Origin of the sequence: Limnohabitans sp. (assembly GCF_046052765.1) — a bacterium.
Lineage (GTDB): Bacteria > Pseudomonadota > Gammaproteobacteria > Burkholderiales > Burkholderiaceae_C > Limnohabitans.
On sequence record NZ_JAVLFQ010000090.1, the window covers coordinates 84,150 to 105,721 of the forward strand.

Here is a 21,572-nt window from a genome sequence, read left to right on the forward strand (position 1 = left end):
GTTTCAGCTATTGATTTTGACCAATCAAATCAAACAATCTAAATTTATTGAAGACAGAGCTAAAACATCAAGGTCTACGAGCAATTCTGACACCGTTGATAAGAAGCAGCATCGATAAAATTTTATGAATTCCTGAAGATTTAATCGCTTCAACAGTGAAAGTCATATAAGCTAAATCTTTGATTGTTTGCGTTTTAACACCAACTACATTTATTTTTTCTCTAGAAAATACTTCAGAAATATCTTTCAATAAGCCTTGTCTGTCATCAGCAATTACTTGGACATCAATAAAGTAAATATCGTTAGCATCAGAAATATTTTTATTTTTCCACTCAACGGCTATTGATCGTTCAGGTTCACGTTGTTGTAACTGCGAAAAATTATGACACGTCAAACGATGAACACTTATCCCCTTTCCTTTTGTCACATATCCTTTAATAGGATCTGGAGGTACAGGCCTACAACATTTAGCTAATTGGGTCAGTAACGAATCAACCCCAACAACCAAAACACTCCCTTTACTGACATTTGATTTGGTATTTTGAAATTTTTTTAAAAATTTTTCATCATCAGAATCAATCTCAGGCATAGGACGCCATAAGGATTCAATTTGTCGCAAAGAAAATTCATCTTTTCCAACCACTTCAAATAATAAGCTGGAAGTTTCATACCCAACTTGCTTAGCCAGTTCATCCAGATTTAAAGCGGTTTTACCTTCTCTTTGAAGAAGTTTTTCAACTGCCAACCTTCCTCTGGAAATAGTTTCCTGAGATTTTTGGTAGTTGAACCAAGCACGAACTTTAGATTTTGAGCGAGGGCTACGGATGAACTTCAAATCTGGATTTAACCAGTCAAGCGAGGGTCCACCATCTTTAGCTGTCAAAATCTCTACAGATTGCCCATTGAGTAAAGGCGTTGAAAGCGGTACAAGTATTCCTTCAACTTTTGCACCTCTACACCGGTGACCTAATTCAGTATGTACAGCATAAGCAAAGTCAATAGGCGTTGATCCGTGACAAAGCTCAACTATCGATGCTTCTGGTGTAAATACATAAATTTTTTCGTTTTCGATCACGCTTAAATGCTGATTGTTTTTCTGCACATCAACACTGACGTCTCTTTCCCATGCCAAGAGTTGTCGTAAGACTGCGATGCGCTGCGCTTTGTTCGTTTCTACAAAAAACCCTGCGTAGCCCTTAACACCATTCTCCTTATATGCCCAATGCGAAGCTACACCGAATTCAGCATGCGCATGCATAGTTTGTGTTCGAATTTGAATTTCGAATATTCTGTTATTTGTATCTCGTACAACAGTATGTAAAGATTGATAACCATTGGATTTAGGTTTAGCGATATAGTCATCGAATTGATTATCCAATGGCTCCAAATGCTGATGAACGAGTGACAAACATCGATAACAGTCTGCTACCTCGTCAGTGATAATTCTTATCGCTCGCAAATCATACAGTTGATTAAATTCAAGCGATTTTCCTCTCATTTTCTTTACAATACTGTAAATATTTTTGGGTCTGCCGTGAATTTTTACATGCAATTTTTGAGAAATAAAAATATGGTCTAAATGCTCCTTGATTTCGGTGATTTCTATTTCTCTATCAACTCTTTTTATCTCTAAAAGACCCGCAATATTTTTATATACCTTGGGCTCAAGAACTCTAAATGCCAAATCCTCAAGCTCCCATTTAATCTGCCATATCCCTAATCGACTTGCAAGAGGAGAATAAATATTCTGGATATTGCTAGCTATAGCTTCAAAGCCCTTGATTTTTTCAGAAGTGATATACCTTATCGTCTGCATTTGAGATGCAAGCAATACCATAATGACGCGCAAGTCTTTAGAAAAAGTTAGCAATAAACCTCTAACATGCTCTATTTGCGATTGCGAATTAAATTTTGAATTCGTTATATTTATCGGTAGTTTTTCAATTTCTAATATTTTTTGACATGAAATTGCTAATTCGGTCAAGTTTTTGTCAAAATTTTGATGTAACGTTTCGTATGGCTTGCTTAAAACCCCACAAGCATATGCCAAGTAAATTGCGGAGCGAATTTCAATTGAACCGCCCATATATTCAATAATCTTACAAACTGAATCCGCATGTGAAAGAGTTAACTCACCAGTTTGATAGCGATGACCAGAAAGTAAATTTCTTGCAAACTGAATGGCTTTTCCTAAAGTATTTATATTTTCCGCTAGCAGACCCATTTCCTCATAGGCTAAAGGATTTGCCAAATGATTATTTGGATGTTTATCGTTCATAAGTAGCAGATATGTATATCAACAGATTAGGGCAAAATCCAAATTCAACATCGTAATTGATTGGAATAAACATGTCAGATCGTTTTTTAATTGGTAAAACAGCTTTGGTGACTGGATCAACCAGTGGTATTGGACTTGGAATCGCAAAATCACTGGCTCTAGCAGGTGCAAATATAGTACTTAACGGGTTTGGCTCCTATGAACAAGCTGTGGCAGAAATAGAAATACATGGTGTTAAAACACTTTATCAGCCAGCTGATATGCGAAAACCAGATGAGATCAGGGATATGGTGTCAAACGTCATTTCACAATGGGGGCATATCGATATCCTGATCAACAATGCTGGAATTCAATATGTTTCCCCCTTAGAAGAATTTCCTACAGATAAATGGGACGACATTATTGCAATCAATTTATCTTCATCGTTTCATACCATTCGATCTGTTTTACCGGTAATGAGGGCTAAAAATTGGGGCAGGATTATCAATATCGCATCTGTTCACGGTCTGGTGGGTTCTGCTTATAAATCAGCGTATGTAGCAGCCAAGCATGGCTTGGTAGGATTAACTAAAGTAACCGCTTTAGAAACTGCAACTACAGGAATAACCTGCAATGCCATATGCCCAGGATGGGTATTGACCCCCTTGGTACAGCAGCAAGTCGACGCGAAAGCACAGTCTTTGAATATCTCACTAGGGGAAGCACAGCGTTTGTTACTGAGCGAAAAGGAACCTTCCATGCAATTCACAACTCCTGATGAGCTAGGCTCACTTGCGGTTTTTTTATGCTCAGATGCAGGTAAAAACATCAGAGGCGCAGCATGGAATATGGATGGCGGTTGGGCTGCTCAATAAACTTAGATCTGTAAGACTATCCATCAAATGATGGATAGTCACTCACCATATATTCAGTTCATTAAAAAGTAAGCAAAAATCTATTGAGCATTTCATGAGTCTGGTTTATCGTACGTCCCATGAAAAAGCACACAACAACCCCTTCATCAGAAGCCTTTGCAGCTCGGTTGAGACTTGCAATGAAACAAGCGGGCCTCAAAGCTTCCGCTACCCAACTCGCAGATGCATTCAATTTGCGTTATTGGGGAAATGGCATCACGGCACATGCAGCTAGGAATTGGATCACTGGCGTGTCCATACCAAAGCCGGATAAATTAAAAACTTTAAGTGATATTCTTCAAATTAGTCCCCAGGATCTTTTCTTTGGACCAGACACTTCAAATTTACCTTTGAATGAACCCTTACATAGAGAAAATTTATGCATGGGTGATGCTCAAATGCTGAAGCAATTTCTTAAACTTAATACGGAGCATAAGAAAATGATTCGTCATTGCGTTCGTATTGCCTATCTTTATGAAAATGAAATTCAAAACAAAAGAAAATCTTCAGATGAATAACTGGCTAGACATCAGATTGAATCAATACAACGGCTTGTGCTTCAATAGATTGGCTTTGACCAACAGGGCCTAATTTTTCAGCAGTTTTAGCTTTGATATTGACCTGAGCCATATCGAGATCAAGCAAATCAGCAATCAGATTTCTCATCTCTGGTATGTACGCAGCCAACCTTGGAGCTTGTGCAATGACTGTAGAGTCAATATTTACTATTTTCCAATTACCCTCTTGCAACTTCGGAATTAAGTGAATAAGTAATGCCTTTGAATCCGCATTTTTCCATTTTGTATCGGTATCAGGAAAATGTTGTCCAATATCTCCTAAACCTAAAGCGCCTAAAAGAGCATCAATGACGGCGTGCAACAAAACATCTGCATCTGAATGCCCCATAAGACCGAGATGATAGGGAATTTGTACCCCTCCTATGGTTAGAGCTCTTCCTGGAACCAATGCATGTACATCCCAGCCTTGACCAATACGTATGCTTTGTTTATTCATTTTTTTACTTTAAAAATTGGATAAAGAATATGTTGATCTGCTTGACAAGACACTTTGCGCCAATTGCATATCCTCAGCAAATGTGACCTTGAAGTTGTAGGAAGCTGAAGGTACCAGTAAGGGAGAAAACCCCATGGCTTCGATTGCACTCGATTCGTCAGTGACTTGGTCTCCTGCCATCAACAATGCCCTCTTCAGCATGTCAAGTCTAAACATTTGTGGCGTTTGAGCTAACCACTTACCCGATCTATTGACAGTTGTTGAAACCCGTCCTTCAATTTCAGTTTTCAGGGTATCCGGTAAAGGGAGTGCAAGCAAACCTCCTACTTTATCGTCAAAACAAGTAGCAATTAATCGACTGATTAATTCATGAGTAACCAAGCAGCGAGCAGCATCATGAACCAATACCCATTCATCAGGACGTATACCTTTCAATTCAAGAACGTTCAGACCAGCTACAACGCTTTGCGCGCGTGTTGCACCTCCAGTTTGACTAATTAAGAATTTGGGCTGAGGCCAATCTTTCAATATTTCAGATATGTAATTATCATCCGGGGCTACCACTAACACTCCTTGAATCAATCCAGGTAGCTTAGAAAAAGCTTCTAATGTATGAACCACCATAGGTTTATCTGCTAATAAGGCATATTGCTTGGGAGTAGTTAGCCCAAAACGGCTACCGCTTCCTGCACAAGGAATAACAACATGAAATTGGGGTTCCATAGCATCCATCTAAAAAAATTGGTTAATTTTTGTTTTAAACATTGTGTCCAGATATTCTAAAATCTGCTTTTTCACCCAAGATTGAATGCACTCTAGGGTGATTGTCATGCCTGATACTAATTCAATGCAATTACCTGACCTTAATAATACAAAGAGATTCACTTTAAATAAACCTGCTGGCTCTGCTGATGCTGCATTATTAGCCGCATTGATTGACAAGGAGGTTGCGACAGGCAGACGCGTTGCCATTTTTACTGCAGATGCGTTTGACGCACAAAGATTGATCGATGAATTGCCTTTTTTTTCGCCGCACATACGGTGTGTACTATTTCCCGATTGGGAAACCTTGCCGTATGACAATTTTTCACCGCATCAGGATTTAATCAGTGAACGTCTTGCAACCTTGTGGCGTATTTCTCAAGGGGAAGCCGATGTCATTTTGGTCCCTGCAACAACTGCACTTTACAGATTAGCCCCACCAGCTTTTCTAGCAGCCTACACTTTTCATTTCAAAGTTAAACAAAAACTTGACGAAGCAAAATTGAAATCCCAGCTAACACTGGCAGGATACAACCATGTAAACCAAGTTATCAGTCCTGGTGAATACACAGTAAGAGGAGGACTGATTGATTTGTTCCCTATGGGTTCGTTGGTACCGTATCGGGTAGATTTATTTGACGATGAAATCGATTCAATCAGAACATTTGATCCAGACACTCAAAGAAGCTTGTATCCAGTTCCTGAGGTTCGTTTACTACCCGGTCGTGAATTTCCGATGGATGAATCGGGACGTGTATTGTTCAGAAGTCGGTGGCGAGAAATGCTGGATGGTGACCCTACCCGCAGTCGACTTTACAAGGATATAGGTAATGGTGTCGCCACTGCAGGCATTGAATATTACCTGCCTTTATTTTTTGAAAATACATCCACTGTATTTGATTATCTGGGAGATCAAGCGTTAGTGGTTCTTCATGGTGATCTTGAATCTGTATTGATGCGTTTTGGTCAAGATGCTCAAGAACGTTACCGACTGTCACAAGGAGATATTGAACGTCCGGTATTGCCACCCGCAGAGCTGTTCTTAAATACTGAACAGTTTTTTACTGAATCAAATTTGTATCCTGTCATAAATATACGTAAATCGGAGCAAATTCAAGCTACACAATGGGTAGATTTTCTACCTCAACTGGCCGTGGAAAGAGGCGCTACTGAGCCAGTATTCAAATTAATTCAGCGACAGGAAAGCAGCGGTCAACGTATCTTGATACTTGCAGAGTCAGAAGGTAGACGTACGAGTCTTTTAGATTTTTTATCGTCTGCAGGTTTGCAGCCCACTGTGTTTGAGAGTTTGATTGATTTTTTGCAAAGTAATGACAAGTTCGGTATTTCTATCAGCCAGTTACACGCTGGTTTTGCGTGGCTGGAATTGGGAGTCGACCTAGTTACTGAAACAGAGTTATTTACTGCAGGACCGACACTCAGACGTAAGCGTAAACAAGAAGTAGTCAGCGATGTTGAATCACTGATAAGAGATTTGTCTGAACTGCAGGTTGGGGACCCTGTAGTTCACAGCTCTCACGGCATAGGCAGATACCGCGGTCTTATCAATATGGACATGGGACAGGGTCTGGATGATAAAGGCCTGCCCATGTTGCAGGAGTTTTTGCACCTTGAATATGCTGATGAAGCAACTTTATACGTACCTGTCAGCCAATTACATTTAATCAGTCGCTATAGTGGGATGAACCCAGATCAAGCACCTTTACATCGATTAGGTTCTGGTCAATGGGATAAAGCCAAGCGCCGCGCAGCGGAGCAAGTTCGGGATGCTGCGGCTGAATTACTTAATATTTACGCAAGACGCGCAGCCAGGCAAGGTCATGCTTTTCGCTACAGCGCAAATGATTACGAAACTTTTGCCAATGATTTCGGTTTCGAAGAAACAGCCGATCAGCGAGCTGCTATACACGCTGTGGTCCAAGACATGATCAGCCCGCGCCCGATGGACCGTTTGGTATGCGGTGATGTTGGCTTTGGCAAAACCGAAGTAGCGTTGCGAGCAGCATTTGTCGCCGTGATGGGTGGCAAACAAGTCGCCATACTTGCCCCTACTACTTTGTTGGCTGAGCAGCATTACCAGACACTGACTGACCGATTCTCTAAATGGCCGGTAAAGATCGCAGAACTTAGTCGCTTTCGATCAGCCAAAGAAATTAAATTAAGCATTGAGGGGCTCGCACTTGGCCAAATTGACATTGTGGTCGGCACGCACAAATTACTAAGTGAATCGGTCAAATACAAGGATCTTGGTTTGCTGGTGATTGATGAAGAGCATCGCTTTGGCGTTAAGCATAAAGAAACGTTGAAAGCACTACGTGCTGAAGTTGATGTGCTTACTCTGACCGCGACACCGATTCCGCGTACTCTTGGAATGGCGCTCGAAGGCATGAGAGATTTGAGTGTGATAGCCACAGCTCCACAACGGCGTCTTTCAATAAAAACATTTGTGCGCACCGAAGATAACGGCGTCATCCGTGAGGCTGTGCTTCGCGAACTCAAGCGCGGTGGTCAGTGCTATTTCCTGCATAACGAAGTTGAGACAATACAAAACCGTTTGGAACGCTTGCAAGAATTGATACCTGAAGCTCGCATTGCCATCGCCCATGGCCAGATGCCAGAGCGCGATCTAGAAAGAGTCATGCGTGATTTTGTTGCTCAAAGATTTAATATCTTGCTTTGTTCAACCATTATTGAAACTGGTATTGATGTACCTACAGCCAACACCATTTTGATGAGCCGCGCAGACAAGTTTGGCTTAGCTCAATTGCATCAGCTGCGTGGTCGCGTCGGCCGCAGCCATCACCAAGCATATGCCTACTTGCTGGTGCCTGACGTTCAAGGATTGACCAAACAGGCCAGTCAAAGGTTAGATGCGATTCAGCAAATGGAAGAGCTTGGTTCTGGTTTTTACTTATCTATGCATGACCTGGAAATACGAGGTGCAGGTGAAGTGCTTGGTGATAATCAGAGTGGAAATATGCAGGAAGTTGGTTTTCAGTTGTACAACGAAATGTTGGCTGAAGCTGTACGCGCACTAAAAAATGGCGAAGAACCTGATTTACTTAGCCCTTTACAAGTCACGACCGAAATTAATTTACATTCTCCAGCACTGTTGCCTGATGAGTACTGTGGCGATGTTCATTTGCGCTTGTCGTTTTATAAAAAATTGGCAACGGCTAAGACTCAGGATCAAGTTGATGCATTAATGGAAGAACTTATTGATCGTTTTGGAAAGTTGCCCAGCCAAGCGCAAACTTTGATAGATTCACACCGCTTGCGTGTGCTTGCCAAGCCATATGGAATTGCCAAGGTAGATGCAGCACCAGGGGTCATTCTTATCAACTTTAAACCCAATGCCCCTGTCGATGGAATGCGAATCATCCAATTGGTACAGAAAAATAAACACATCAAGTTGGCTGGTAATGATAAGTTACGGATAGAAAAAGACATTGAAGACGTAAAAGGTCGCGCGCAAATGGTTCGCGACATCTTGCGCTCATTGGGTGACCCACTTGCACTCACACCTAAAAAAGCTGCTGTATGACTGACATGACCCTACACAGTCCAGGGCTCTGGACACAAAATCTTCCTTCTCAGAGACGATTGTCAGACTATAAATTGATTGCATTCGACATGGATTCGACACTCATCAATATTGAGTGTATTGACGAAATAGCAGGCATGGTTGGTCTTCAACAAGAGGTCTCTGTCATCACAGAGGCTGCTATGCGTGGCGAGATTACTGATTACAAAGAAAGTCTGCGTAGGCGAGTGGCTTTGCTTAAAGGTGCGCCTTCAAGCACCCTGAAACAGGTGTTTGAACAACGACTTGAACTCAACCCAGGCGTAAAAAACCTTATTGCCAAGTGCCAAACAGCGGGTTTACGAACATTAATCGTGAGTGGAGGCTTCGATTATTTCACCGACAGATTAAAAATAATGCTTGGTATAGATGCCACCCGCAGTAATAAACTTGAAATCATCGATGACGTATTGACTGGAAGATTACTCGACCAAGAGTGGGGAGACATATGCGATGGTGAAGAAAAAAAACGCATGGTGCAAATCACTTGCGAAAGTCTAGGCGCAAGGGCAAATCAATGCATAGCAGTAGGCGATGGCTCTAACGATTTACCTATGATGGCGTGGTGCGGCCTGTCGGTCGCATACAAAGCCAAACCCAATGTCAGGCTAGCAGCTAATATTGCTATCGACTCAGGCGGATTAGACCGAATGCTAGAGATCATCAAAGCCTAAATCTAATGTAAAGCAGCGTAAATTGCCTGCGCCAATTCAGTAGAAATTCCTTCTACCGTGCATAAATCTTGCACACTTGCATCAGCAACACCTCTGACACCGCCAAAGCGCTGTAATAATTTGGCACGCTTGCGTGGACCCACGCCAGGAATATCCTCAAGGCTGCTTGATCCAGTTCTCACTTTGGCGCGCTTAGCTCTCATTCCAGTGATGGCAAACCGATGAGCTTCGTCACGGATTTGTGCTACTAACATCAACGCCGCCGAATCTTGTGTCAGGGTCAATTTGGGGCGGCCGTCGGCAAAAACAAGTTCCTCTAAACCTACTTTGCGTCTCTCTCCTTTTTCTACGCCAACTAGCCTTGAGATATCTAAATCTAATGCCTCGAATACAGATTTAGCCATACTGATCTGGCCCTTGCCTCCGTCAATCAACACCAGATCAGGAAATTTTGCTTCACCTGAACGAACTGCTTCTGCAAGTTTGCTGTAACGACGCGTCAACACTTGGCGCATGGCTGCGTAGTCATCTCCAGCCGTGATATCTGTGATGTTGTAACGCCGGTACTGAGAGGCCTGCATTTGGTGATGATGAAAAATCACACATGAGGCCTGAGTGGCTTCTCCGGCCGTATGAGAAATATCAAAACACTCTATCAAGAAACTATCCAAATCTTCAGGAGCCAAATCCAATGCATCAATCAAGGCTCTTGTTCGTGATTGCTGGGAGCCTTCCTCAGCAAGTAATCTGGTAAGTTTGATGGATGCATTTTGCTGAGCCATCTCTAACCATGCTTTTCTCTGCCCTCTTGGTTGATGAATCACGTGTAATTTGATTCCGATTTGTTCACTCAAGGCACGTATCAATCCCTTATCCACTGCATGGCTGGTAATCAACGTCGGGGGCGCAGCAATCTCAAGGTAATGCTGGCTGATAAATGCTTCTAATACCTCTAAGGGTTCTGCCTTATCAACATGGGATGGAAAATATGGACTGTCCCCTAAATGTCTTCCGCCTCTGACCATGGCCAAATTGACACAAGCCTTTCCACCCTGCACGAGAACTGAAAGTATGTCCACATCTCGATCATCAACAGAATCCACCGATTGCTGATGCAGTACTTTAGAAAGTGCATTAATCTGATTCCTCACATCTGCAGCAGCCTCGAACTCAAGTTTTTCTGAATGCATCATCATTCTGACTTCAAGAGATTTGATTACTTCGCTGGTCCGTCCCTCTAATAACGAACACGCGCTTTGTACATCTTGTTGGTAGCTTGACTCAGAAATGAACCCAACACACGGCGCAGAACAACGCTTGATCTGGTGCAGCAAGCAAGGCCTTGTTCTGTTCCTGAACACTGTGTCTTCACACGTACGTAAACGAAAAACTTTTTGTAAAAGTTGTATGGCTTCTCGCACAGCCCAAACACTCGGATAGGGTCCAAAGTAGTCATGTTGTTTATCGACAGCACCTCGGTAATAGACAACTCGAGAAATAGATTTAGGAGACGGATGTCCTAAAGCATCTATCTCACTCGATTTCGCCTGAGTTATTTTCAAATAGGGATAGCTTTTGTCATCCCTAAATAGTATGTTGTAACGCGGCTTTAGCGTTTTAATTAAATTATTTTCTAAAAGAAGTGCTTCAGCCTCAGATCTAACGACAGTCGTTTCCATACGAACAATTTTGGACACCATGTGCCCTATTCGTGTGCCGTCATGTGTCTTTTGAAAATAACTACTGACGCGCTTTTTTAAATGATTGGCTTTACCTACATAAAGCACCTGACCCTCTTCGTCATAGTATCTGTAAACGCCTGGCAGAGACGGTAGTGCTGCTACTTGTGATAACAATTCCGGAGAAAAAACTAACTTGCTGTTAGCTGAATTTTCAGATGAATCTGAGGCAGTGTTCACAGCAAAACTACCATTGCCCAGTATTGGGCATACTTGCCCATGGCTCAATTGGTGGCAGAGCTTGACCATCCTGTAACAGTTCTATAGATACGTTGTCCGGCGATTTGACGAATGCCATGTAACCATCACGCGGGGGCCTCAGTATGGCCACACCGTGGTTTTGCAAACGCTCACACGTAGCATAAATATTTTTTACTGCATATGCGAGGTGACCAAAATTACGCCCGCCCTGCAAAACTTCTGGGTCCCAGTTATAAGTTAATTCAACTTGCGACTGAGTGTCTCCTGGAGCCGCAAGAAATACCAACGTGAATCTTCCTGAGGGTACGTCTTTGGAACGCAGAACTTCCAGTCCCAGCGCATCCCGGTAAAACTTTAAAGATGTATCAAGGTCAGTGACACGAACCATAGTGTGCAAATAGCGCATAAGCAATACCAGTGATCAAGTTAGGGAAACTTTAACCTATATCAACGCAGCAGATCCGCTAGCTTGGAAAAATTTAAAATTCAATGAATCTCTGGTCATGCACTGAAATAAGTCTGATCTTATGGTTGTTCAAAGAATACTTTTATCCATTGCAGCTAAGAGAGATGCAGCAACTACCTCTTCCAACCATCCTAAATCAATTTGATTGTGCGCTTCACAAAAAAACCATGGCTCGCGAGAATCTGGTTCCAGCATTACACCGCGATGGATCAACTCCCAAGCGAACAGGTTGTATAAACGACTGTCTGTCTTGCGCCAATCTCTGTAGGTTTGTGGCACATCAGATGTGAAATGAATGCCAAGCATGGCTGGTGGACCTGCAAAAGCATGTGCGACACCAGCGCTTACAAACACGCGGGCTAATATATCTTTGATCCGCAAGCCGCTTTCATCAACAGTTTGCAACGCATTGGTGTTCGCCAAAATATCCAAGGTGGCATGCGCAGCGCTCAACCCCACCAGATTAGCGGTATATGTTCCACCATGCACTACTGCACCCTTGTTTGAGCCAATCACATCCATCACCTCGGCTCGGCCACCAAAAGCAGCTACCGGGTAGCCATTCCCCATCGCTTTAGCGAACGTCGTCAGATCTGCATAAATTCCATACAAAGACTGAGCGCCACCTTTGGCGACCCTGAACCCGGATTTGACTTCATCAATCAATAGCAAAGTCTGGTTGTGATCACATAATTCACGTAAGCGTTGCAACCAAGACTGACTTGCAGAAATACTTCCCGCATTTCCAATGATGGGCTCAAGAAGTACACATGCCAATTGATCAGAGCGTTTTTTAAACAGATTTTCTAACGCTTCAAAATCATTCAAGCCGATGATATCTACCAGGTCTCTTGTCTTGGCTGGAATGCCCGCACCAAATGGAATGACCTTGGGAGGATGATGGTCTGTGGCTTGCCAGTTTTCTATGTCTGATTTCCACATCAATTCGTCATACAAACCATGAAAGCTGCCCTCAACCAACGCGATACGTTCTCTACCAGTGAAACCTCTGGCTGTTCGTACAGCGCCCATGACTGCCTCGGTGCCAGAATTTGCAAAACGTATTTTGTCAATTTGCGGACACATACCTTTGATTTGTTTGACGACTTCGGTGTCTAACGCACTGGCAAATCCGGTCAGAGTACCTGAATGCTTGATCTGCCGAACAACCGCATCATCAACTCGCTGGTCTTGGTAACCTAATATGATGGGGCCATAACCCAATCTGAAATCTACATATGTCTTGCCGTCACTGTCAGTTAATTTACATCCTTTTGCTTGCTGAATAAAAACAGTTCGATCATCACCCCAATAGCGGTAGTTCTCAGCAACGCCTTGAGGCATGTGCAAATGTGCTTCCTGCATTAACTTCTGCTGCTTCATGTCTAACCTTCTGCTTTGACAGATGATCTGAGGTAATGTCCTACGTTATCTTCTAGCAACTTAACCACATGCAATTCAGCCGCATCGGGTCCATAGACTGTTTTTGCTTTTTCAAACAAGGTTAATGCATGAGACCCCATTGGTAACTGGTAGCCCTGAGATTCAGCAATCTCATTGATCAATCCCAAATCTTTACAGCATAAGGCAAGTGAAAAACTGGGGTCGTAATGACCCGCAAATATAGAAGGTACATCATGCTCAGCTACCCAGCTATTTCCGGCGCTAGATTTGATGGCCTCCCAAACAGTGGGCAATGGAATATCTGCCTTGGCACCCAACATCAAAGCCTCACCTATGGTGGCGGCACTCACAAACCATAAAAGGTTGGTCAGTAACTTAACAGTAGCGCCGTTACCAGCTTTACCCACATGAAAAATTTTCTCACCTATAACTTCAAAAATTGGCTTGTGCTTTTCAAATGCCGTAAGCGATCCACCGATAAAAATCGAAAGCCTACCAAGAGCAGCAAAATCAACCGCATTGGTCACTGGAGCTTCCAAATAGTCAATATTTTTTTTTGATGATTCTTCTACCAATTGCTTGATCAACTCCACAGAACTGGTCGTTGTATCAATGATGGTTACACCTTGTTTCAAATAGGAGAGTACGCCATTGTTTCCCAGCATTACCTGCGCAACCTCCGGCGGCCCGGGCAATGAAACCATGACTACGTCTGCGTTTTGAACTGTAGATGACAAGCTGTCCCCTACGTTTGCACCCGCAGCCTGTAAGTTGAGGGTTTTGGTTTTGTCTTTATCGAAAACTGTCACAGAGTATCCTGCATTGATTAGGTTAAGCGCCATGGGATTGCCCATATTGCCTACGCCAATAAAAGCAAGTAACGGTTTGTTGTTCATGATTTCACAAAACGCTGAAACTGAGGTGATACTTGAGAAGATGGCAGATAGTCAAAACCAAAAGATTTGAGTAAATCCATCGCCTCTTTCATCGGGTAGGTTCTGTAATCAATACGCTGTTGCATCAGTTGTTTATCCCCATCGTGTAGGAAATATTGCTTTGAAAATCCATGTTCAAGTGGCTCAATGGATTGAGAATATACAAAACCATTTTTAATTTGGCTTTGATAGTCGCGGTGTGGTCCCTGCACGCCTAGAAGTAAATGGCCTTTTGCTTTCACATGATTCGCGACTCTGGACAAACCTTGGATATTGGCTTGTTCATCGTATATGTGGCTGACAAGAAAAGGCTCATTGATACCATCCATGACAAAGTACCACACACCGCCGTAAGAGAATGCTAAGTCAAATTGTTTTTTGAGATCTAGTTCAATCACATTCTGGTGTTCCAAATGCACATGATTGAATTTGTTCAATCGCGGCCTGGCAATGGCGAGCATGGCTTGCGTCAAGTCGAATCCCGTGATTTCAATCTCATTTTTTCTGCTTGCAAGTTCTTCTATGATTAAGCCGGTACCGCATCCGATTTCTAGAATATTTTGAAAATTGGCGCTGGAAATTAACTCATTAACTATTTTTTTGTAATCGTAGTAACCAGATGTCATTATTAGGTCATAATAATTGGACATGTTTGTGTAATCACCCATAGTTATCCTCGAATTGAATACATATTCCGAGTAACCGATCAAGAAAGAAAATCAACCGATACTTTTGTTAAAGCATATCAGCATACAAACAATCAAAAACTTAGCGCATAATTTCTTATGGATAAACCAACGACATGTCACTATTGCTCTCTTGCAGCAGCCAGAATCATTGATGAAAGCGCGTTATCAATCGCATTCAAAGATGCCTTTCCCATTTCTTCCGGACATACGCTGATCATTCCTAGGCGACATACTGATTCTTTTTTTGACTTGACCCATCAAGAACGAGAAGATATGTTGGATTTATTGACCCGGGTCAAAAACCACCTACAGGATGAATTAAATCCGCAAGGTTTTAACATCGGCATTAATGAAGGCTTTGCTGCTGGGCAAACAGTCATGCATACCAACATACAGTTGATTCCCCGCTTCAAAGGTGATGTCTCTGAGCCCAGAGGAGGTATCAGATGGTTGTTTCCTGAAAAAGCAGTATTCTGGGATAAGAAGCCAGATGAAACTCCACCAGATATCGGCAACGCCAAACCCTAACCATATTAAATACAACCAAATGAAAAACATTTTTTTTGCTCAATTTACTTTTGTAATATTGCTACTGAGTTCTGTATTCATAGGTGGCTGTACCCAAGAACAGCAGAATAAAATTGGACGCGGCATTCAAAATTGGACAGGTACGGATGGCGTACTTGAAGTCTATGCTGGGGATAAACTGGTGAGACGATTTTTAAAAGTCGATAAGCTCAGTACTGCCTTGGGTACTGATGATGGAAAGCCTCGGGAATATCGTTATGGGTACGGCTATTTAGACGAAAACCTAAATATGCAAGTTGATCCCACAGAGAAAAAAGTTTATTTTGAATTCAGCAATTACTCAACAATCGTTTTTTTTGAAAATCCGCATTGAATCAAAAGTTTAGGTATTCCAACTAGGTTTGCGTTTATCTAAAAATGCCTGAAAGCCTTCTTGGGCAGTTTCATCCATCATATTGCAAGCCATGGTTTGCCCTGCCAGTTGGTAAGCAGCGGCAATGCCCATTTCTAACTGCTTATAAAAAAGCTGTTTTCCCATTCGAACTGCTGGCTCAGGTTTAGCCAATATCTTTTCACACAAGTTGATAACGCTTTGTTCCAACCTGTCGTCGTCTACACACTGATTGATAAGACCTCTTTGCACAGCAGTTTCTGCGTCAATGAAGTCACCTGTCAAAAGCATTTCCATGGCCTGTTTACGGTGCATGCTTCGACTTATACCGACCCCAGGTGTTGAACAAAATAAACCGTAATTGATACCCGATACAGCAAATTTTGCGGTTTTTGCAGCCACAGCCAAATCGCACATACTGACCAACTGACATCCCGCTGCAGTTGCTATACCTTGCACTTGGGCAATCACAGGTTGCGGTAAGTTTTGAATCTGTAACATCATTGCCGAGCACTGCTGAAACAATGCAGAATAAAAATCGTGATCAGGTTGATTTCGCATTTCTTTTAAATCATGTCCGGTGGAGAATGCTTTTCCATTTGCCGCCAAAATGACAATACGACAATGTGAATTCTGGGATATTTTTTGAAATGCTTCTTTCAACTCGCTCATCATCTTTGCAGATAAGGCATTGAAACTGGATGCATTATTCAAAATAAGTCGCACAATCCCACTCGCAGGAGAGTCTTCCAAAACCAATTGACTAGGTTCTATGCTCATGTGATGAACTCCACAAAATCTTTAGATAGACTGGCTCAATGGTGAAACAAGCTCCACATTTGATTCAGATTTCCACAAACGATCCACTGCCAGATCCCCAATCAGCTTGGGGACATGACACTTTAGCACCTGGCTTATTAGCCATTGGCGGGGGCTTATCTGTAGGCAGGCTTATTCAAGCATATAGCCAAGGCTGCTTTCCCTGGTATAGCGAAGGCCAACCTGTGATGTGGTGGTGTACCGATCCGCGCATGGTACTGAAAGTCAATAACTTTCGCTTACATAGATCGTTGAGACAAACAATACGCCGTCTTTTAAAGTCGCAAAGTTTTGAAATTCGAATAGATAAAAACTTTGCTCAAGTCATTCATGCGTGTGCTTATTCAAATCGAAACGGGCAATCAGGTACTTGGATTGTGAAGGACATGATCCAAGCCTACACCGAATTGCATCGTCAAGGACACGCACACTGTGTTGAGGCTTGGATTGATGGTCAACTGGCAGGCGGTTTGTATTGTGTGTCCATTGGTCGGGCAGTCTTCGGTGAATCAATGTTCAGCAACCAACCTAACGGCTCTAAACTCGCACTGGCTGGGTTGATTGCATTGTGCAGAGCTCAGAATGCACATTGGGTAGATTGCCAGCAAAATACCCTCCATTTATCCAGTCTAGGGGCGACAGAAATACCCAAGCATCAGTTTTTGGCAGATGTCTCGCAAGCCACTCTCATGGACCCGTTGGTTTGGGAGTTTGAGCCTATATACTGGGAAAAAATCTTGCTTAGACAACTCTGATCGTGACTCACTTAAAAGATTTACCGCTTCAATCTTTGCAGTTTTATGCGACTGCGCCCTACCCGTGCAGCTATTTAGACGATAGAGAAGCCAGATCTCAAGTTGCTACCCCTAGCCATCTCATACACAACGATACTTACTCGGAACTGGTAGCAAAAGGTTTCAGGCGCAGTGGAATGTTTACTTACCGGCCTTATTGCGACGGTTGCAAAGCATGCATACCTCTGCGTATCAACGTCAATTCATTCAAGCCAAATCGCAGCCAAAAAAGAACATTCAAAAATAATTCCCATCTTGAAATAAAAATTTCTAAACTTATTTATGTTCCTGATCATTACCAACTCTATCTCAAATATCAAAAAGGCAGACATTCTGGAGGTGGAATGGATCAAGACAGTGTTGATCAATACACTCAATTTTTATTACAAAGCCGCGTGAATTCAAATTTAGTTGAATTCAGGCTTCCAAGTAATGAATCTGGCTCCCCAAGCAAACTTTTGATGGTGAGTATTCTGGATGTACTCAATGATGGAATCTCTGCTGTCTATACTTTTTTTGATCCAAGCTACAAAATGGGTTTAGGAACTTTTTGCATTTTGTGGCAGATAGAACAAGCGAAATTACTTGGACTTGAGTACCTATATATGGGATATTGGATAAAGGAAAGTCCAAAAATGGATTACAAATCAACATTCAAACCACACCAATTGTTGATTGATGGTGAATGGCAACAAGCCGGATTTTCATAGATTTAAAATATCGTAATGCGAAAAAAAAATACAGATTCGGTTCAAACTCCCTCTATTCAAGTCTTGGAGAGGATGTTCTCTCTCATAGATGTATTAGCTGCAAAAGAAGGCGCCGCGTCACTTAAAGAAATCAGTGAAAAAACCAAACTTCATCCTTCCACCACCCACAGAATTCTCAACGATTTAGTAGCGGGTCGGTATGTTGACAGGCCTGATCCAGGTCATTACCGCCTTGGCATGCGTTTGTTGGAATTAGGCAATTTTGTGAAGGCCAGATTGAATGTACGGGATGCAGCGTTGATACCCATGCGTGAACTTCATCAATTGATTCAACAACCTGTCAATCTGAGTGTTCGTCAGGCAGATGAAATAGTCTATGTAGAACGCACATACAGTGAGCGCTCAGGGATGCAAGTTGTTCGAGCCATAGGAGGACGTGCGCCTTTACACCTGACCTCTGTAGGAAAACTATTTTTGGCCGCTGATGAGGCCGCCAAAGTTCGCGCGTATGCGACCAAAACTGGTCTAGCTGGACATACAAAAAACAGCATCACTCAATTGCAAACATTAGAAAAAGAATTAGCAAGAGTCAGGCAACTTGGTTTTGCTCGCGATAATGAAGAACTAGAATTGGGTGTCCGTTGTATGGCGGCCGGCATATATGACGATCAAGCTAGATTAGTTGCTGGGTTATCTATTTCTGCTCCTGCAGACCGACTTGATGATGCATGGCTACCCAAGCTTCAAGATACGGCTAAATTTATTTCCTCTTCACTTGGATTCATGAATTTTCCCAGTAATTGATAAATACGGCAGATAAGCAACTACTTTACTTTGTCAGAAACCATTTATTGAAGCGCCTGATACTGCATAAATCAGTATGGACAACTTGGTGTATGTGACCAGAAATAGTAAGAAACACATTCTCGTTTTTTGATGCAGATTCAAAATTTAAAACCGCTTAGACCATTAAATAGTTACATATTTCGATTATCATTGAATCATGGAAAGCAAATTTGTAATCAAAGCACTTGCAGCGCTAGCGCAACCCCATCGACTAGACATCTTTCGTTCGTTAGTCGTTAAGGGCGCAGAAGGGTTGACTCCAGCATTGTTAGCAGAGCAATTGCTCATACCAGCCAACACACTTTCATTTCATCTCAAAGAATTGATGAACGCTGACCTGATATCTCAAGAACGCAACGGCCGTAACTTGATTTACAGGGCCCAGTACGACCGAATGAATGCTGTACTGACCTACTTGACACAAAACTGTTGCCAAGGGGAAGCCTGCGAGATGGGTCCAACTGAAATTTGCAAAACATATTAAAGAAGGAAACCGCTGTGACACAAGAAAGACCATTGAACGTACTTTTTCTTTGCACCCACAACTCAGCCCGAAGTATCTTGGCCGAGGCCTTGCTGAACCATTTGGGTCAAGGGAAATTCAAAGCATATTCTGCAGGCAGTAGCCCGAAAGAAAACCAACAACCTAACCCTATGGCGCTGGCTACATTGCAAAAGGCGGGTATTTCCGTTGAAGGCTTGACCAGCAAAAACTGGGATGTGTTCTCTGAACCCAACGCACCGCACATGGACCTGATTATCACAGTGTGCGACAACGCGGCTGGGGAAGTTTGCCCCTATTGGCCTGGCCAGCCCGCAACCGCGCATTGGGGTTATGAAGACCCTTCAGCAGGTAATGGCACAGATGAAGAAAAGATGGAAGCGTTTAAACAAACCATGCATTTGATCAGACGACGCCTTGATATTTTCATCAGCTTGCCAGCCGCAAGCTTAAGCCGGATTTCGTTGGAAAATACAGCACGTTCATTGACGCGATCATGACTCATTGGAGAGCTTATCTATCTGAGATGCTAGGCACGGCAGCATTATTGTGCGCAGTCATCGGTTCAGGCATCATGGCCGAGCAATTATCCGGTGGCAATATGGCTGTTGCTCTGCTTGCAAACACGCTTGCCACAGTCTTTGCACTTTATGTCCTCATAGAAACACTGGGGCCAATCAGTGGCGGTCATTTCAATCCTATTGTTTCCCTGGTTATGACAATTCGAAAGAAGTTAGCAAGCCATCATTTATTTGGATATGTCGTTGCTCAACTCACCGGTGCAGTATGTGGTGCTTGGCTTGCGAATGCAATGTTTGGACAGGAAATATGGCAATGGTCCACAAAGATGAGAACCGGACCATCGCAATGGTTGGCTGAAATTGTGGCTACCAGCGGCTTGCTGTTTGTTATTTTGCGCTCTCCTCAAGAAAAGGCTTCTTCATTGGTGGCCTGCTACATTGGGGCCGCCTATTGGTTCACCGCTAGTACCTCTTTTGCCAATCCTGCGGCAGCTTTTGGCAGAATGCTCTCCAATACTTTTGCAGGAATATCACCAGCTGACGTTCCTGCTTTTGTAGTGGCGCAAATAGTTGGTGGATTCTTAGGCTTGCTACTTCATGTGAGTTTGAAATCTGAGCACGATCAGATTCCAGACCAATAAGTACAAAAGACGATTCATAATTTTCGCAACCCAATCTTGGGTGCTTCAAAGCACTTAGGTCTGAGGTGAGATGGCGGGATGACGCAACTCAACCCATCGACGAACACGTTCAGCATCTGCAATTCGGCTGAATTTACCTGCTGAATCAAGAAAAACCATCACCAGTTTTCGACCAGCAATTTTGGCTTGCATCACCAAGCATTGGCCTGCCTCAGAGATATAACCTGTTTTTTGTAGATCTATATCCCATTGTGGGTTGGTCACAAGCCTGTTGGTAGACTTGTACTTTAAAGTATGTTTACCAACCTCCACAGCAGTTCCGCCGGAAGTAGTCAATTCACGCAACATGGGATCATTCGCAGCGTATGCTACTAACGTTGCCAAGTCCTTTGCACTTGACTGATTTTTACTAGAGAGTCCTGTGGGCTCAGCATAGTTCGTATCATTCATGCCGAGTTGACTTGCTTTCAAATTCATTTGCTGAATAAATGCATGCAGTCCTTGAGGATAAGTTCGGCCCAGTGCATGCGCTGCACGGTTTTCACTAGACATGAGTGCAAGATGCAGTAACTCACCACGGGTCAAAGTGGTACCAGGACGTAAACGTGAACTGCTTCCTTTTTCAGTGTCCACGTCTTCATGGGTGATAGTAATAGGTTCATCCATAATTAAATTGGATTCACGTATGACCAATCCAGTCATCAATTTGGTAATGGAAGCAATCGGCAAAATGGCATTGTCATTTTTACTGAGCAACACCTCTTGAGTATCCTGATCGATCACATAGGCAACGCTAGATTTGAGAGAGAGTTCATCATTCAAATCATGCAGACCAGCGATTTGTCCAAAAGATGGTTTCTTAGGAACAACGTAGCGTGAACGAGGTGAAAATGATTTTTTTCTGCTACTGACAATCTTTCCAGCAGTTTTCTTGGATTTAACACCTTCAACTTTCGCCAAAGTTGCTGTTGAAAAACTTGCCATGCTCAAAGCAATGACACAAGCGATCAGAGGATGAAGTAAATTTTTCAAAAGTTTGCCTTTGTCTGTGATTGACAACATGCCTACGAGTTTATAGCCAATTGAAAAAACTGGCAATATCAAGCACTTGCATGTGATTTCTAAAGAACACTTTGTTAATTAATAATTCGAAATAGTTAT

Annotated in this window: 22 protein-coding genes; 12 read left to right on the forward strand and 10 right to left on the reverse strand. The window is 42.7% G+C overall.

Annotation, left to right across the window (positions count from 1 at the left end; all coding sequences use genetic code 11):
- Window positions 1-67: 67 nt before the first annotated feature.
- Entirely contained in the window at window positions 68-2,278 is a 2,211-nt protein-coding gene (locus AC9UG7_RS12965; protein ID WP_509588523.1) for a RelA/SpoT family protein, read from the reverse strand.
- A 71-nt stretch (window positions 2,279-2,349) separates the two neighbouring features.
- On the opposite strand from AC9UG7_RS12965, the gene AC9UG7_RS12970 reads away from it, so the two are divergent.
- Window positions 2,350-3,132: a 3-hydroxybutyrate dehydrogenase gene (locus AC9UG7_RS12970; RefSeq protein WP_509588525.1), complete on the forward strand. Its 783-nt coding sequence runs from the start codon at window positions 2,350-2,352 to the stop codon at window positions 3,130-3,132.
- Window positions 3,133-3,251: 119 nt separating this feature from the next.
- On the forward strand, window positions 3,252-3,689 hold the full coding sequence (locus AC9UG7_RS12975) for a helix-turn-helix domain-containing protein (protein WP_509588527.1): 438 nt from the start codon (window positions 3,252-3,254) through the stop codon (window positions 3,687-3,689).
- Window positions 3,690-3,693: 4 nt separating this feature from the next.
- Here the strand turns inward: AC9UG7_RS12975 and ispF are convergent, their stop codons facing one another.
- Both ispF and ispD read right to left on the reverse strand, forming a co-directional pair.
- Window positions 3,694-4,185: a 2-C-methyl-D-erythritol 2,4-cyclodiphosphate synthase gene (gene ispF, locus AC9UG7_RS12980; RefSeq protein ID WP_509588529.1), complete on the reverse strand. Its 492-nt coding sequence runs from the start codon at window positions 4,183-4,185 to the stop codon at window positions 3,694-3,696.
- 9 nt (window positions 4,186-4,194) lie between these two features.
- Window positions 4,195-4,908, reverse strand: a complete 714-nt coding sequence (gene ispD / locus AC9UG7_RS12985; RefSeq protein ID WP_509588531.1) for a 2-C-methyl-D-erythritol 4-phosphate cytidylyltransferase — start codon at window positions 4,906-4,908, stop codon at window positions 4,195-4,197.
- A gap of 124 nt (window positions 4,909-5,032) precedes the next feature.
- Here ispD and mfd point away from each other — a divergent pair, with 124 nt between their 5' ends.
- Window positions 5,033-8,512, forward strand: coding sequence for a transcription-repair coupling factor (gene mfd / locus AC9UG7_RS12990; RefSeq protein ID WP_509588673.1), 3,480 nt, complete (start codon window positions 5,033-5,035; stop codon window positions 8,510-8,512).
- Entirely contained in the window at window positions 8,509-9,225 is a 717-nt protein-coding gene (gene serB, locus AC9UG7_RS12995) for a phosphoserine phosphatase SerB (RefSeq protein WP_509588533.1), read from the forward strand. The genes mfd and serB overlap by 4 nt, the downstream gene beginning before the upstream one ends.
- A 2-nt stretch (window positions 9,226-9,227) precedes the next feature.
- Here serB and uvrC read toward each other — a convergent pair whose 3' ends face one another.
- The 5 genes from uvrC to AC9UG7_RS13020 form a co-directional block, all read right to left on the reverse strand.
- A complete protein-coding gene (gene uvrC, locus AC9UG7_RS13000) occupies window positions 9,228-11,144 on the reverse strand; it encodes an excinuclease ABC subunit UvrC (RefSeq protein WP_509588536.1) in 1,917 nt (638 codons plus the stop codon).
- Window positions 11,145-11,151: 7 nt separating this feature from the next.
- Window positions 11,152-11,571 carry a VOC family protein gene (locus AC9UG7_RS13005; protein WP_509588538.1) on the reverse strand — a complete coding sequence of 140 codons (420 nt, stop codon included), beginning with the start codon at window positions 11,569-11,571 and terminating at the stop codon, window positions 11,152-11,154.
- A 129-nt stretch (window positions 11,572-11,700) separates the two neighbouring features.
- Complete coding sequence (locus tag AC9UG7_RS13010; RefSeq protein ID WP_509588541.1) at window positions 11,701-13,014, reverse strand: aspartate aminotransferase family protein; 1,314 nt, start codon at window positions 13,012-13,014, stop codon at window positions 11,701-11,703.
- Between the two features lie 2 nt (window positions 13,015-13,016).
- Complete coding sequence (locus AC9UG7_RS13015; RefSeq protein ID WP_509588543.1) at window positions 13,017-13,931, reverse strand: NAD(P)-dependent oxidoreductase; 915 nt, start codon at window positions 13,929-13,931, stop codon at window positions 13,017-13,019.
- On the reverse strand, window positions 13,928-14,638 hold the full coding sequence (locus AC9UG7_RS13020; protein ID WP_509588546.1) for a class I SAM-dependent DNA methyltransferase: 711 nt from the start codon (window positions 14,636-14,638) through the stop codon (window positions 13,928-13,930). The genes AC9UG7_RS13015 and AC9UG7_RS13020 overlap by 4 nt, the downstream gene beginning before the upstream one ends.
- Before the next feature lie 117 nt (window positions 14,639-14,755).
- On the opposite strand from AC9UG7_RS13020, the gene AC9UG7_RS13025 reads away from it, so the two are divergent.
- Window positions 14,756-15,187, forward strand: a complete 432-nt coding sequence (locus AC9UG7_RS13025; protein ID WP_509588548.1) for an HIT family protein — start codon at window positions 14,756-14,758, stop codon at window positions 15,185-15,187.
- Window positions 15,188-15,206: 19 nt separating this feature from the next.
- Window positions 15,207-15,560 (forward strand): hypothetical protein, encoded by a 354-nt coding sequence (locus AC9UG7_RS13030; protein ID WP_509588550.1) that lies wholly within the window; start codon window positions 15,207-15,209, stop codon window positions 15,558-15,560.
- A 9-nt stretch (window positions 15,561-15,569) separates the two neighbouring features.
- Here AC9UG7_RS13030 and AC9UG7_RS13035 read toward each other — a convergent pair whose 3' ends face one another.
- Window positions 15,570-16,358, reverse strand: coding sequence for an enoyl-CoA hydratase (locus tag AC9UG7_RS13035; RefSeq protein WP_509588552.1), 789 nt, complete (start codon window positions 16,356-16,358; stop codon window positions 15,570-15,572).
- 38 nt (window positions 16,359-16,396) lie between these two features.
- Between AC9UG7_RS13035 and aat the strand changes: the two genes are divergently transcribed.
- The 6 genes from aat to AC9UG7_RS13065 all read left to right on the forward strand — a co-directional run bounded on the left by aat (window position 16,397) and on the right by AC9UG7_RS13065 (window position 20,411).
- Window positions 16,397-17,152: a leucyl/phenylalanyl-tRNA--protein transferase gene (aat, locus tag AC9UG7_RS13040; RefSeq protein WP_509588554.1), complete on the forward strand. Its 756-nt coding sequence runs from the start codon at window positions 16,397-16,399 to the stop codon at window positions 17,150-17,152.
- Window positions 17,153-17,154: 2 nt separating this feature from the next.
- Window positions 17,155-17,901, forward strand: coding sequence for an arginyltransferase (locus tag AC9UG7_RS13045; RefSeq protein WP_509588556.1), 747 nt, complete (start codon window positions 17,155-17,157; stop codon window positions 17,899-17,901).
- A 15-nt stretch (window positions 17,902-17,916) separates the two neighbouring features.
- Window positions 17,917-18,705 carry an IclR family transcriptional regulator gene (locus tag AC9UG7_RS13050; RefSeq protein WP_509588558.1) on the forward strand — a complete coding sequence of 263 codons (789 nt, stop codon included), beginning with the start codon at window positions 17,917-17,919 and terminating at the stop codon, window positions 18,703-18,705.
- A gap of 199 nt (window positions 18,706-18,904) precedes the next feature.
- Entirely contained in the window at window positions 18,905-19,231 is a 327-nt protein-coding gene (locus tag AC9UG7_RS13055; protein WP_509588560.1) for an ArsR/SmtB family transcription factor, read from the forward strand.
- 14 nt (window positions 19,232-19,245) lie between these two features.
- Window positions 19,246-19,749 carry an arsenate reductase ArsC gene (locus AC9UG7_RS13060; RefSeq protein WP_509588562.1) on the forward strand — a complete coding sequence of 168 codons (504 nt, stop codon included), beginning with the start codon at window positions 19,246-19,248 and terminating at the stop codon, window positions 19,747-19,749.
- Complete coding sequence (locus tag AC9UG7_RS13065) at window positions 19,746-20,411, forward strand: aquaporin (RefSeq protein WP_509588564.1); 666 nt, start codon at window positions 19,746-19,748, stop codon at window positions 20,409-20,411. The genes AC9UG7_RS13060 and AC9UG7_RS13065 overlap by 4 nt, the downstream gene beginning before the upstream one ends.
- Window positions 20,412-20,465: 54 nt before the next feature.
- Here the strand turns inward: AC9UG7_RS13065 and AC9UG7_RS13070 are convergent, their stop codons facing one another.
- Window positions 20,466-21,443, reverse strand: coding sequence for a D-alanyl-D-alanine carboxypeptidase family protein (locus AC9UG7_RS13070; protein WP_509588567.1), 978 nt, complete (start codon window positions 21,441-21,443; stop codon window positions 20,466-20,468).
- Window positions 21,444-21,572 lie beyond the last annotated feature (129 nt).